Raw genomic sequence first — 12,332 nt, 5'->3', positions numbered from 1 at the left:
GTCTATGAAAATGGTTTCATAGGTTAATAATGCCAATGCTTATTATATCGGCTCAACATGAACGGAGTGTGAAGGGTTCTGTGTAGAATTTGCAAAGCCGATCATGGTATAGTGGTTGCATTCAAGCTTGAGCAAGTCAAGCGCAGGAGGAACTTAAAGTCATGTCAAAGAAACCCCATAGCCCCGGCCCGGCTAAAAGCGCTTCATCCAGAAACGGTACGGCCGCGCCAAACAAGTCGTTCCCCGTTACCGAGGCGTCCGAGCTGCTCGCTTTTTTGCTGGCTCATCTGAACCAGGGCCGCAATTCGGTCAAATCGCTGCTGGCGCATGGTCAGGTATACGTCAATGACCGCGCCGAAACGAAATATAACTACCCGCTTCAGCCCGGGCAAACGGTTGTCATCCGCAAGGAACGGGAAAAAGAAAAATTTCCCCTCGTCGGGCTTACGATTCTGCACGAGGACGAGCATGTCATTGTGGCCAGCAAAGAGGCCGGCCTTCTTACGATAGCTTCGGACAAAGAAACCGAGATGACCGCATACCGCCAGTTAATGGCTTATGTTGGCGATTCCGATCCGAAGAACCGGATCTTTATCGTTCACCGCCTCGACCGGGATACGTCCGGGGTGCTGATGTTCGCCAAAAGCGAAGCCGTGCAGCAAAAGCTGCAGGAAGAGTGGCAGACGATCGTGAAGGAGCGCTCTTACGTCGCGCTTGTGGAAGGCGAAGTGAAACGGCAAGAGGGGACTGTCTCCTCCTGGCTGAAGGAAAGCAAAACGCTTCGAATGTATTCCAGTCCGCATCCGAACGACGGTCAACACGCGGTTACCCACTACAAGCTGCTGCAGGCGGGAAAAGCCTTTTCGCTCGTTGAGGTTCATCTGGAGACCGGCCGTAAAAATCAAATCCGCGTTCATATGCAGGATATCGGGCATCCTATCGCGGGAGATAAAAAATACGGCGCGCACACTAAGCCGATTGGCCGCCTTGGCCTTCACGCGCGGGTTCTTGCCTTCGAGCATCCGGTAACGGGGAAGCTCCTGAAGTTCGATACCGGAATACCGAAGCTGTTCTACAATCCGCTCCGGAATGCGGCAGCCCAGGCAGACAACAGAAGAAGCAAAGGATGATTATATGCTAGAAATTACAAGCTACAGCGTAGAATTTATAAAAGATCCGTTTGGCATCTTATCCGGACTCCGTTACGAGTTCCTGGTCGATATCGATCTGGATGAAGAAGACGAATTGTATTCAAGTAACGGCATCTATATCCGCGCCGTATACAGCGAAGAGGAAGGCGGCGGGCGTCTGATCAAGCATGAGCTGATCGAGCGGGTGACGGACAAGCTGCTCGACTTCGAATTGGAGGAAGACGAGGAGCAAGAGCTGCTTGCTTTCTGCAAGGAGCATTATAAGGAAGCGGATGAATAATGACGAAGAGGCTGACCGGTCGTTAGACGGGGCAGCCTCTTTTTTTCGAACCTATACCGGGATGCGGTAAGACGAATACTCCTCGATAATATGCTCGCCGTTGTTGTATACCCATTGGAAGCAGAAGCGGTTGCCTTCGTAACGGGTACGTTTCCGGATATCCGGCAAAATAACCGATTCGAAATGGTCCGTAATCGCCTGCTGCATGCCGCGCAGCCTTTCTTCGTTCGCTTGCTGCTGCGCTGCTGCCTCCTCATCCGACTGGGCCGTCTGGCGGAAATACAGGATGGCTACCTCCGTGTCGCTTACATTTCCCGGAATCGGATGGCCCGAGCCGCGAAAAACTTCCTTTACCGTATCAATCCAGTTTCTATATAAATCTATCGTAATGTCATGCATCTAATCCGAATCTCCTTTCCTGATATGACGCTTGAAATTGCAAGGCTTCTTCTTTTCCCCGCTTGCTCCCGCATATACATAACAAGCAGCAATATCATCGCAGCAAAGGAATGAATGCGGTCTATGGATATGAATCGAATCCGCGCGAGGATCGAGCAAATGCGGGGTGAGCTCTTGCAGCTTCAATCGGCAGACGGGTCATGGCGTCTTTGCTTTGATTCCGGCACGATGCCGGACAGTTATTTCATCATAATTCTCCGGATGCTTGGCTACGGCCAGAATGAAGCCCTTATCCGCCAAATAGCTAGCCGGATCTTGAGCAGACAGCTTCCTAACGGCACTTGGAAAATATACCCCGATGAAGAAGACGGCAATCTGGATGCGACGGCCGAAGCTTATTTCGCGCTGCTTTACTCCGGTTTTTTGAATAAGCTGGATCCCCGCATGCAGCAGGCGAAGCAGTTTATTTTAAGCAAAGGCGGCTTGTCCAAAATCCGTTCTCTCCTGACGCAGGCCATCTTCGCCGCGGCAGGCCAGGCTTCATGGCCAAAGTCGATGCGCATTCCCCTCGAGGTCTTTTTCTCTGACAACGGGATTGGCATCGATCTCTTTTCCTTGTCCGGGCATGCCCGCGTACATATCGTGCCGATCATTATGCTGGCTAACGCCCAGTTCGTCCAGCATAGCGCTTCCATGCCCGATTTGTCCGATCTGTTCGCCGGCAGCTCCAAGCGATTCGAGAACGATTCGCCGTGGATTGCAGCCCTGGCCACCTTGGTTGGCTCCTTGTCGCTGTCGGAGCTGCTTCCCTTCGAATCGCCAACCCCGCAGGAAAAGGCGGTTCAATTTCTGTTCGACCGGCTGGAACCGGACGGTACGCTGCTCACTTATACAACGGCCACCATGTTTATGATTCTGGTGCTGCTGATGCTTGGTTATTCGTCAAGCTCACCGCTTATTCACCGCATGGTGCACGGCATCCGTTCCGTCATGTGCGCCAACAGCCATGTGCAGATCGCGTCCTCTGAAGTATGGGATACCGCCATGCTTGTTCATGCCCTGCGCAAGGCCGGAGTAAACCCTACCTCAACCGCGCTTGAGAACGCAGGCGCCTATCTGCGCCAAAGACAGCAGACCCAGCTTGGGGACTGGGCAATCCGTAATCCCGGCACGCCTGCCGGCGGCTGGGGCTTCTCCAACGTAAACACCCTTTATCCGGATGTGGACGATACCACCGCCGCCCTTCGCGCCATCGAGCCCTACAGCTCCCGTACGCCGGAGCTGCAAGCAGACTGGCAGCGGGGCTTGAACTGGGTGCTCACCATGCGCAACGATAACGGCGGCTGGCCGGCGTTTGAACGGCAGGGCTCGCGGCTGCCGATTGCTTTTTTTAATTTCGAAGGTGCCAAGGATATCGCGGTTGACCCTTCCACGGTCGACCTGACTTCGCGTACGCTGCAGTTTCTTGGCCAAGAGCTTGGCATGAACGCCGGCAACAGCTGGATTGAATCCACGCTGCGCTGGGTCCTGTCCCAGCAGGAAAGCAATGGCAGCTGGTACGGGCGCTGGGGCATCACTTATGTGCATGGTACAAGTGCCGCTATTCAAGGGCTGACGGCCGTAGGCATCGCGGAGGATCATCCGGCTATCAAGAAGGGAGTCGATTGGCTGATCCAGGTCCAAAATGAAGACGGCGGCTGGGGCGAATCCTGTATCAGCGATAAAGTCCGGCGTTACGTTCCCTTAAACTTCAGCACGCCATCCCAGACGGCATGGGCGCTGGATGGGCTGACCGCTGCTTTGCCTAAGCCTACTCCCGCTCTGGAACGCGGCGTGGAAGCTCTCCTGCAGTCCCTTGACCGCCATGACTGGACGTATACGTATCCAACCGGCGGAGCGCTTCCCGGCAGCGTCTATGCCCATTATGCCAGCAACAACTATATTTGGCCGCTTCTTGCCCTCAGCAATATTTGGCTCAAGTACAGTTGATGTTTCTTGCATGAAGGCTCCCTTATCCGTAAGGGGGCCTTCGTTCTTGCTCTTGTCTCCTACGATAACGCATGAGCATCGGCTTCCGCAACCTCCACCTTCGGAGTTTCCATGCATTGCAATATAAGACCAAGTCAAGGTAATCTAATGGATAGTGCATCTTGCTAGTGCTGATGCTTTACATGACTAGAAGGAGGTAGCATATGCCACAGCTTTTATTTCGCGGGGTACCCGCGGATCGGCTGACGACGGTTAGCCTGGCGCTGGCCGAAGATCTGGCCTCCATTTGCGAATGCGGCACGGATAACTTCACGATGGAATGCCTTCATGCGACGGCCGTCTTTGGCGGTCTTGCCGAAGGACAATCGTATCCGTTCGTTGAGGTAGGCTGGTTCGAGCGCGGACAAGCGGTCCGCGACCGGTTCGCCCAAGCCGTTACCGCGCATCTGGCCCGGATCGGCATCGCTGAAGTAGAGGTCGCTTTCCGTACGTACCGGGAAGACAGCTATTACATAAACGGAAAGCCGTGCAGCTAGGCCTTTTCAACAACAAAGGAGCCATTGGATCCATTCGGGATCCAAGGCTCCTTATTATGTTAAGACACGGCTTTATGGTCATTATCCGTTGCTTTGCTTTTGCAGGCTTTGCAGATCCCGTGAAAATCAAGGCGATGGTCCAATACCTTGAATCCGAATTCCTTCGCAATCCGATTCTCCATCGGCAGCAGCCAGTCATCCATGATCTCCTCGACCGTACCGCATTCGGTACAAATCAGGTGATGATGGTGATGCTCCTGGTCGTTGCTCCGCAGATCGTAACGCGTTGCGCCGTCGCCGAAGTTTACTTTCTCGACGATGTGCAGCTCGCTCAGCAGCTCGAGGGAACGATAGACCGTTGCCAGACCGATATCCGGATTGCTGCGCTTCAACAGCATGTAAACATCCTCCGCGCTCAGATGGTCCTTCTCGTTCTCCAGCAATACGCGAACGGTCGCTGCGCGCTGCGGTGTTAATTTGTAGCCTTTTGTTCTTAACTGACGGTTGATCGTTTCCATTTGTTCTTCGATCATGATAAAGCTCACCCGCCTTTCCTTGTGTCTCAATATCCGTTGTTGTACTTCAAGCTTATTTAGAATGATTATAATTTAGAATAATTATAATCTTAACATAGTTATCATTATTACACAATGACATCTAAAAATTCACAGTGACCATCGGTTAATCAGCTCGATATCCGCAAATTTGCCTTCCGCGAACTCCTTGTCGCCAAAAATACCGCTGATGCGATTGAACCCGGATTTCGTCCAGAAACGAAGTCCTGCCCAATTGCGGAGAGAGACATTAACCCTGACTTCGGAATAACCAAGCAGACCAATCTCCAGCAGAAAATGCTTCATGACTTCCTGGCCGTATCCTTGATTCTGGAAATCACCGCTGATGCACATCATGGCCAGATACAGCGAATCCGGATGAGGGTAGCTATGATACACGCTGAGGAAGCCAACGATTTCCTCCGTTGTTTTCAGCCTTATGGACTGAATCCGGAACCGCTCCTTCACGCCGCCTTCCGGCAGTATGCCTTCATGATAGGAAAGCTCGATATAATGAGGATCTTGCTCTTTCCCATCCCACAAGGCGACCGGCGCGCTTGCCGTATACAACTCCTGCACAAGACCAATTTCGGATGACTGCAAATCTTCACAACTAAAAGTCGGGGTACTCCAAGAGGAAGGGATAAGGTTCATATATGTATCACCCGTTAAGTTTGTAATAATTACGCCGGTTCTACAGTTTCGACATAACTCGCCGCATTCCTTCTTTCCTCGCCCTTATTTCCCGAATACAGTCTTTACCATTCTCGTATAGCGGTGTCCGCTAATCAAGAGCTCACCGTCTGCCCTGTAGCCCATTTTTTCATAAAGCAGCCTTGCCTGGCCATTGTATTCTTCAACGATTAACGAAACCAGAGAATAGCCTTGCTTCACAGCCTCCTGCTCGAAAGCAGCCATCAGCGCCTTGGCAATGCCTTGATTGCGGAATGAAGAATGGACGGCAATGGAGTCCAGGTAAAACTCGCCAGGACGCGTTTCCGTCAAGATCGCGTAATCCGCGATATCGGTTACCCGCTTCACGCGCTCGATTAACGGCTGATCCAGTTGCTCCGCGCGATCCCCGGAATAGCAGACCAATATACCCGCAATTACGCCGTCTCTTTTGTCTACGATCACATTCCGGTAGCTGACACGGTTCCCCTCTTCGATATAAAATTCCGCCAATATCCGCATCGCTTCCGCTTCATCCTCCACTCCCGCAAGGGAGCAGGCGATGTTGCCGATAGCTTCATGCAGCAGCGGCATGACTTGCTCCACGTCTTCCTTGCCTGCCGGTACAATCATGATGTCTTCATTCCTCTCCAAATATTAATAATTTCGGTTTTAACGTACGAACACCCATTCTATCATGCTATAATCGACAACAGGTGATTATGGACAATGAACAATGCAACAAATTCCAACAATAAAATCTATTACAAACGCCCGTACGGCGTTGTTAATAAAAATTATACACCGGCCGCCTCTGCTTCCGCGGATACAAGCGAGCAGCTGGTCCCTCCTTCCGACAAGGACGCCTTCTATTTCCGCGCTTTGGAGAGCCAAGGGATTCGGTTGAACCAGAGGCAGATCTCCGCGGTGCGTCACATCGATGGCCCCATTCTGACACTGGCCGGCGCAGGCTCGGGCAAAACCTCCGTTCTCGTCTGCAGAACCGGCTATATGCTGGCCGTCCGCGGCATCCCGCCCCAGCAGCTTCTGCTTATGACCTTCTCCAAAAAAGCAGCCGACGAAATGAAGCAACGAATCAGCCAGCTGCCGAATATCGGGCTAGGAGCCGCAGCCAAGATTGAAGCCCGAACCTTCCATTCGTTTTGTCTTCTTATGCTGCGCAGGCGCGGCTACAAGCACAATATTCTGGGCGAAGCCGGACGCAAGCAGATTTACTTCAAACGACTGCTGCGCGAACGCAATTTGCATGAGACGTACCAGCCGGAGACGCTTATAACCCTGCTGTCGTCTTATAAAATGCAGATGATTGCGGTTCCGGACCTTCCCGAGAAAACGGAAGAGGACCGGCAGCTTAAGCTTATCTTTACCAGTTATGAAGAATGGAAACGCCAATTGGATTTAATCGATTACGATGACATGCTGCTCGAAGCGTACCAGTTGCTCAAGCAGGACGAGAACCTGCTCGCCATGCTGCAGAACCGGTTCCGCTATGTCATGATCGATGAATTCCAGGATACCAATACGATTCAGTACGAGATCATCAAGCTTCTCGTTCAGCCGCACCGGAATCTGATGGTGGTGGGCGATGACGATCAGACGATCTACTCCTTTAACGGAGCGCGCAACGATTATATTCTGAACTTCGAGAAGCAGTTCCCCGGCGCCAAAAACATTATTCTCGACGTCAATTACCGCTCCGGCTCCGGCATCGTTGGCCTAGGCAACGCCGTTATCCGCCATAATAAGCAGCGGCGCAGCAAAACCTTGCTGACGGCAAAGCCCCATGGCCTTCCGCCCGTATATGCGAGACCCGGCAACAGCGACGACGAAGCGGATCTGATCGTAAATACGCTGCTTCAGCAGAAGGAGAAAAAAGGCCGCTCGTTCCGCGATTTTGCGATCCTGTTCCGTACCGCCAGCAGCAGCCGGGCGATATTTGATCAGCTGGTTATCCGCCAGGTCCCGTTTATCGACTACGGCAGCGGCGAATCGCTGTACGAGCAATGGGTCATCAAGCCGGTTATCGCCCATCTTCGCTTGTCCGTCGACCGCCGCAACTTTGACGCGATGGAAGCGATGCTTGCCACGATGTATGTCCGGCCGGATCAGGCGATGGCGTTTATATGGAATGAGGATAAGAAGCAGGCCAAAAAATGGCCGCTTATCCATCTGACCCGGTACCCTGAGATTAAGTCCTTCCATCAGGATAAAATAAAAGAACGGATCAAGCTGATCCGTTCCCTGGAGAAGCTGAAGCCGGAGGCGGCGATCCGCCGGCTCCGCATGGAATTCTACGATCAATTTATTGAAGCTAACAAAAGCGGACCGGCCTTAACCGAGCATAAGGATTCCTTGAAGGAAATGCTGGACGAGCTTGAGGCTTCAGCCAAACGTTTTGACGGCATAACGGCTTTCCTTGCTTTTATCGACGAGATTGCGGCGAAACATGAAGAGATGAAACGGATGAAGCTGGACAGCAGCAATGCCGACGCGGTCAATTTTATGACCATTCATAAGTCGAAGGGGCTGGAGTTTCCGGTCGTTTTTGTTTGCGGCGTATCCGAGGGGATTCTGCCTCATAGCTCAGCCATCACCGCCGAGAAGAACAGCGATAGAAGCGCTATTCAGGCCGGCGACAATGTCGGCGAAGCTGCGATGGAAGAGGAACGGCGCCTTGCCTATGTGGCCGTCACAAGGGCGGAAGAGGAGCTGTATATCAGCTCCCCCGCTTATTATCGCGGCAAGCCCGCGGCGGTATCGTCTTTTATTATCAATGCCTATAGTTAATGCTTCGATGCTGCGATTTCAACCCGTAACCTGTCCCCTTCCTTTTGTACCGAAAGAGGCAGCGCCGACAGCTTGACGAATACTTGGTCGTTATATTGGAACAAACGGCTTCCCTGACTATAACGGGGGTCGCAAATAAGCAGGACAAGCGCCGAATCCGGGAAGGTGAAACGGTACTCCGTTTCGGACTGCTCGATATAGGGAATAAAGGCTTTTACCCGTAAATAGGATTCCCCTTGAAGCTCCAGCAGCGGATATTCGGTCTCATTAAAGGGATGAATCGACAAGGTCGTTGAGGTCACTTTGACCGGCGGGGTTTTTCTAAGTATTTTATGAATCTGCTCATTTTTGAGCGGCAGACCTAAGGCCAGATGGTACATTCCTTGCTGCAGCCGGACGAGCTCGGCTAGCGAGACAAGCACAAATCCGGCGGCGGCGAACATCCCAGCCTCACCGATTTGTCCCGAAAAGGAAATCAGAAGACCGATTAAAATAGCCGCATATCCCAAAATACGCTGTGCGATAAACATTCCATTCCTCCATCTTGTGACCATAAAAAAACGGGACCTGTCAGTTATGCTGCCAGGTCCCGTCTTTTCATGATGTCTATTATTCCGCCGGAGCTACAAACGTACGTGCCGCGAATTCAGCATCCAGCATGTAGAAGGCGTTGCTGTCCTTATCAATGCGCTTCAGCTTCTGGATAATATTATCGAACAGCGCTTCTTCTTCAACCTGCTCGTCGATGAACCACTTGAGGAAGTACATCGTTGCATGCTCGCGGTCGTTAAGCGCAAGATCCGCCAGGTTGTAGAAGCGCTTCGTATTTTGCTGCTCATGCGCATAGCCGTGCTGGAAGGCGTCAAGCATGGACTCGTATTCGTTCTTAGGTTCGCCGAGCGCGGTAAGCGTAGCGCGGCGTCCGCGGTCATTCAGGAATTTGTATATTTTCATACCATGGAAACGCTCTTCCTCAGCTTGGATAATGAAGAAGTTCGCGAATCCATCGAGACTTTCGCCGGAGCAATAGGCTGCCATTGCAAGATACACATGCGCCGAATAAAATTCAAAGTTCATCTGCTCATTGAGCGCTTCCGCTAATTTATCATTCATCGCTTATGCACCTCTTTTTCGTGTTTGGTTTTATTCTAACATAAACGGAAAGGACGGCAAAAGCCGTCCCATGCAAAATTACCCAAAATATTTGGTTACCCGATCAATTTCTTCAATTCCTTATACAACTGGTCCGGGCTCGAAGCGCAGATGCTTCTGGATTTAATCATCGCAAAGCTCTCGCGTTTGCACGTTCGGCAGTTGCCAAGACAGTCCTTCTTCTTCATCTTTATGTCCGGATACTTGTTCTTCATCGCCTTGTAAACAGGCTTGGTTCCGTTCTTCAAATTCCGGGTGCAATATTTGATCTTCTTCATGCCGGCTCACCTCGCTGCGCAACGGTGTAATACTTTCCTCTATGAATGATAATAATTATCATTCCCGTTGTCAATAGCGAATTCGGCGGACTTATTTACTGTTCAAAATTTCGATCCCTTTGTGAAGCTGCGTATCCTCTTCCTTCAGCTTGTCGCTTAATAACTCGAGTATCCGGTAGCCCGTCATGTCGTTAAACGTGCCGGTTGCCCCCAGCTTATTATCCTTCTGGAAGCGGCTTAACGCATCAGCGGTCCGCTCGTTAAACAAGCCGATATCTCCAACCGGCGCGTATCCGAGCTCCTGCAGCATCAGCTGGAGCGTCTTGACGTTGTCCCCGAAGCTTCCGGTCTTAAGCTCCGTTCCGAACGGAAGCTGGCTGAGGCTTGCGAAGGCCGGCAGAGCTACCGTTACATCCGGTGTCACGCCCTGCTTATGGATCCAGGTGCCTCCCGGCGTTTTCCATTGGGCTTCCGTCAGGCTAAGCACCGATTTGTCCTTGAACTGCTGGAAGGTCTGCACGATGCCTTTGCCGAAGGTTTTCTCCCCAACAACCGTTGCGCCCGCGGATTCCTTGAGCGCTGCCGTCAGCACCTCGCTGGCGCTTGCGGATTGACCGTTCACCAGGACAACGATCGGAATCGTCCATGGCTTCTCCTGCTTCGAGCGGTAAGTAACCGTATTCGTGTGGTTTTTGTAGACAACCTCCAGAATGACTTTATCCTTAGGCACTAGCATATTCGCAATCTGGATCGTGGATTGCAGCAGGCCGCCCGGATTGGAACGAAGATCAAGCAGCAGCTTCTTCATCCCTTCTTTTTGCAGCTTCCCGATTTCGGTCTTGAACTCGTCATCCGTCTTCTCCCCGAACTTCGTGATCGTTACGTGTCCGATGCCGCCGCTGAGCATTTCCGACGTTACCGTATGCACCGCAATCGCTTCCCTAGTCAGCTCCACCTCGATCGGCTTCGCAACGTCTCCCCGTTGAAGGGACAGCTTCACCTTCGTACCGGCATCTCCTCGCAGAACGGTAATGACATCATCGTACTCTTTGCCTTTAATCGAGGTCCCGTTCACGCCAACGATTTCATCCCCCGCGTGAACGCCTCCGCGCTCTGCCGGCGCTCCTTCCGTCACGCTGGCCACGATAAACTTGCCGTCCGCTTCCTGAAGGGTAATGCCCACTCCGGAGAATTCTCCTTCGTAGCCTTGCGTATAAGCGCTGCCCTGCTCCTTGACCAAATATCTAGAGTAAGGATCGCCCAGCGAAGCAAGCATGCCTTGGGAGGCGCCATTAATGAGATCCTCCGACTTCGCGCCGTTTAAGTATTTATCCATAATGGTGTTGTAGGACACCGTAAAATTACGGAACGCAGGCTCCTTCAGCATCGGATACCTCACTTCCATCCAGAGCCAGCCAAGAATAAATCCGATAATCGTAAATAGTAATGCGCCAATAACCGCAAACGTTATAATCCGCTGCTTCGCTGCCTCATTCGAGATTTCTTTCACTAAGGGTCACTCCTGACTATGACTGATGTTCTGTATTCTAATGTAGCTTATTTGGGGTACGCTGAGCAAATGGACGGGGTAATCCGTAGGGGTATAGGGTTGAAGCCGGTTATATTTTTCGCTACAATCAACCTAGCTTTTGTTGGACGAATAGAGACAGGAGAGAGAGACATGTACAAATTAATTGCAATCGATGTCGATGATACGCTTCTTAATGACGAGTTAATCGTGACCGAAGGCACGAAAAAGGCGATGGAGGAAGCCATTGCGTTAGGCGTAACCGTTACCCTGGCCACGGGACGGATGTATGCTTCGGCCAAAAAAATCGCGGATCAGATCCAGTTGAACGTTCCGATTATTACTTATCAGGGCTCGCTTGTGAAGACGCTCCTGGATGGGGAAGTGCTCTACGAGCGCTGCGTGCCGCAGGATGCGGCGAAGGAGCTGTACGCGATCACGGAGCAGCGAGGCCTCCATCTGCAGCTGTATGCGGACGATATTTTGTACGTGAAGGAAGCCAACGAGAAAGCGGTCAACTATTCCACGCTGACGAATATCCCGTATGTCGTAGCCGAGGATTTCGAAGCTTTGCTCGACAAGCCTAACAATAAAATGCTTATCATCGATGATCCGGCCTATCTGGATCAGCTCGCCGAAGAGTTAAAGCCTATTATTGGCGACCGGGTCCATATTACGAAATCCAAGCCTCATTACCTCGAGTTTATGCACAAGGAAGGCACAAAAGGCCATGCGCTTCGGTTTATGGCCGAGCATTTGGGCTGCGGGATCGAGCAGACCATCGCGATTGGCGATGCGTGGAATGACCACGAAATGATTGAAGCAGCCGGACTTGGCGTGGCAATGGGCAACGCCACACCTAAGCTGAAGGAAATCGCGGATTATATTACGCTGACGAATAACGAAGAAGGCGTTCGTCACGTCATTGAGAAATTCGTCCTGCAGCCAGCCGCCGAATAAAACAAAGAAAAACTCCACGGGGAAG

14 protein-coding genes are annotated in these 12,332 nt (G+C 51.8%); 6 read left to right on the top strand and 8 right to left on the bottom strand.

The genetic code is table 11. The features are described 5' to 3' along the window. Positions 1 to 161 precede the first annotated feature (161 nt). Positions 162 to 1,130, top strand: coding sequence for an RluA family pseudouridine synthase (locus CFI03_RS17640; protein WP_248758237.1), 969 nt, complete (start codon positions 162 to 164; stop codon positions 1,128 to 1,130). A 4-nt stretch (positions 1,131 to 1,134) separates the two neighbouring features. Then, complete coding sequence (locus tag CFI03_RS17635) at positions 1,135 to 1,431, top strand: DUF6509 family protein (RefSeq protein ID WP_248758236.1); 297 nt, start codon at positions 1,135 to 1,137, stop codon at positions 1,429 to 1,431. Between the two features lie 51 nt (positions 1,432 to 1,482). Here CFI03_RS17635 and CFI03_RS17630 read toward each other — a convergent pair whose 3' ends face one another. Then, entirely contained in the window at positions 1,483 to 1,830 is a 348-nt protein-coding gene (locus CFI03_RS17630) for a hypothetical protein (protein ID WP_127490843.1), read from the bottom strand. A 123-nt stretch (positions 1,831 to 1,953) separates the two neighbouring features. Here CFI03_RS17630 and CFI03_RS17625 point away from each other — a divergent pair, with 123 nt between their 5' ends. Together CFI03_RS17625 and CFI03_RS17620 are read left to right on the top strand one after the other, a co-directional pair. Beyond that, positions 1,954 to 3,819: a prenyltransferase/squalene oxidase repeat-containing protein gene (locus tag CFI03_RS17625; protein WP_248758235.1), complete on the top strand. Its 1,866-nt coding sequence runs from the start codon at positions 1,954 to 1,956 to the stop codon at positions 3,817 to 3,819. A gap of 203 nt (positions 3,820 to 4,022) precedes the next feature. Further along, a complete protein-coding gene (locus CFI03_RS17620; protein ID WP_248758234.1) occupies positions 4,023 to 4,355 on the top strand; it encodes a DUF1904 family protein in 333 nt (110 codons plus the stop codon). Between the two features lie 59 nt (positions 4,356 to 4,414). Here the strand turns inward: CFI03_RS17620 and fur are convergent, their stop codons facing one another. From fur to CFI03_RS17605, 3 genes are all read right to left on the bottom strand, one after another. Further along, positions 4,415 to 4,885 carry a ferric iron uptake transcriptional regulator gene (gene fur, locus CFI03_RS17615; protein ID WP_041614036.1) on the bottom strand — a complete coding sequence of 157 codons (471 nt, stop codon included), beginning with the start codon at positions 4,883 to 4,885 and terminating at the stop codon, positions 4,415 to 4,417. Positions 4,886 to 5,020: 135 nt separating this feature from the next. Further along, the gene (locus CFI03_RS17610) at positions 5,021 to 5,512 is read right to left on the bottom strand and encodes a GNAT family N-acetyltransferase (RefSeq protein ID WP_244935482.1); all 492 of its coding nucleotides are present in this window, start codon (positions 5,510 to 5,512) and stop codon (positions 5,021 to 5,023) included. A gap of 135 nt (positions 5,513 to 5,647) precedes the next feature. Continuing rightward, entirely contained in the window at positions 5,648 to 6,214 is a 567-nt protein-coding gene (locus CFI03_RS17605; protein WP_248758233.1) for a GNAT family N-acetyltransferase, read from the bottom strand. Positions 6,215 to 6,310: 96 nt separating this feature from the next. Here CFI03_RS17605 and CFI03_RS17600 point away from each other — a divergent pair, with 96 nt between their 5' ends. Beyond that, the gene (locus tag CFI03_RS17600) at positions 6,311 to 8,389 is read left to right on the top strand and encodes an ATP-dependent helicase (protein WP_248758232.1); all 2,079 of its coding nucleotides are present in this window, start codon (positions 6,311 to 6,313) and stop codon (positions 8,387 to 8,389) included. Here CFI03_RS17600 and CFI03_RS17595 read toward each other — a convergent pair. The 4 genes from CFI03_RS17595 to CFI03_RS17580 form a co-directional block, all read right to left on the bottom strand. Then, a complete protein-coding gene (locus CFI03_RS17595) occupies positions 8,386 to 8,919 on the bottom strand; it encodes a hypothetical protein (protein WP_248758231.1) in 534 nt (177 codons plus the stop codon). The two genes, CFI03_RS17600 and CFI03_RS17595, sit on opposite strands and share 4 nt — an antisense overlap. A 79-nt stretch (positions 8,920 to 8,998) precedes the next feature. Continuing rightward, the gene (locus CFI03_RS17590) at positions 8,999 to 9,502 is read right to left on the bottom strand and encodes a ferritin (RefSeq protein WP_248758230.1); all 504 of its coding nucleotides are present in this window, start codon (positions 9,500 to 9,502) and stop codon (positions 8,999 to 9,001) included. A 95-nt stretch (positions 9,503 to 9,597) separates the two neighbouring features. Continuing rightward, positions 9,598 to 9,819 carry a DUF1450 domain-containing protein gene (locus tag CFI03_RS17585; RefSeq protein ID WP_015842888.1) on the bottom strand — a complete coding sequence of 74 codons (222 nt, stop codon included), beginning with the start codon at positions 9,817 to 9,819 and terminating at the stop codon, positions 9,598 to 9,600. 91 nt (positions 9,820 to 9,910) lie between these two features. After that, positions 9,911 to 11,329, bottom strand: coding sequence for a S41 family peptidase (locus CFI03_RS17580; RefSeq protein WP_248758229.1), 1,419 nt, complete (start codon positions 11,327 to 11,329; stop codon positions 9,911 to 9,913). A gap of 171 nt (positions 11,330 to 11,500) precedes the next feature. Here CFI03_RS17580 and CFI03_RS17575 point away from each other — a divergent pair, with 171 nt between their 5' ends. Further along, complete coding sequence (locus tag CFI03_RS17575) at positions 11,501 to 12,307, top strand: Cof-type HAD-IIB family hydrolase (protein ID WP_248758228.1); 807 nt, start codon at positions 11,501 to 11,503, stop codon at positions 12,305 to 12,307. Positions 12,308 to 12,332: the final 25 nt, after the last annotated feature.

The organism is Paenibacillus sp. ATY16, assembly GCF_003399985.2.
Taxonomy (GTDB): domain Bacteria; phylum Bacillota; class Bacilli; order Paenibacillales; family Paenibacillaceae; genus Pristimantibacillus; species Pristimantibacillus glycanilyticus.
This window is presented reverse-complemented; position numbering and strand designations above follow the sequence as displayed.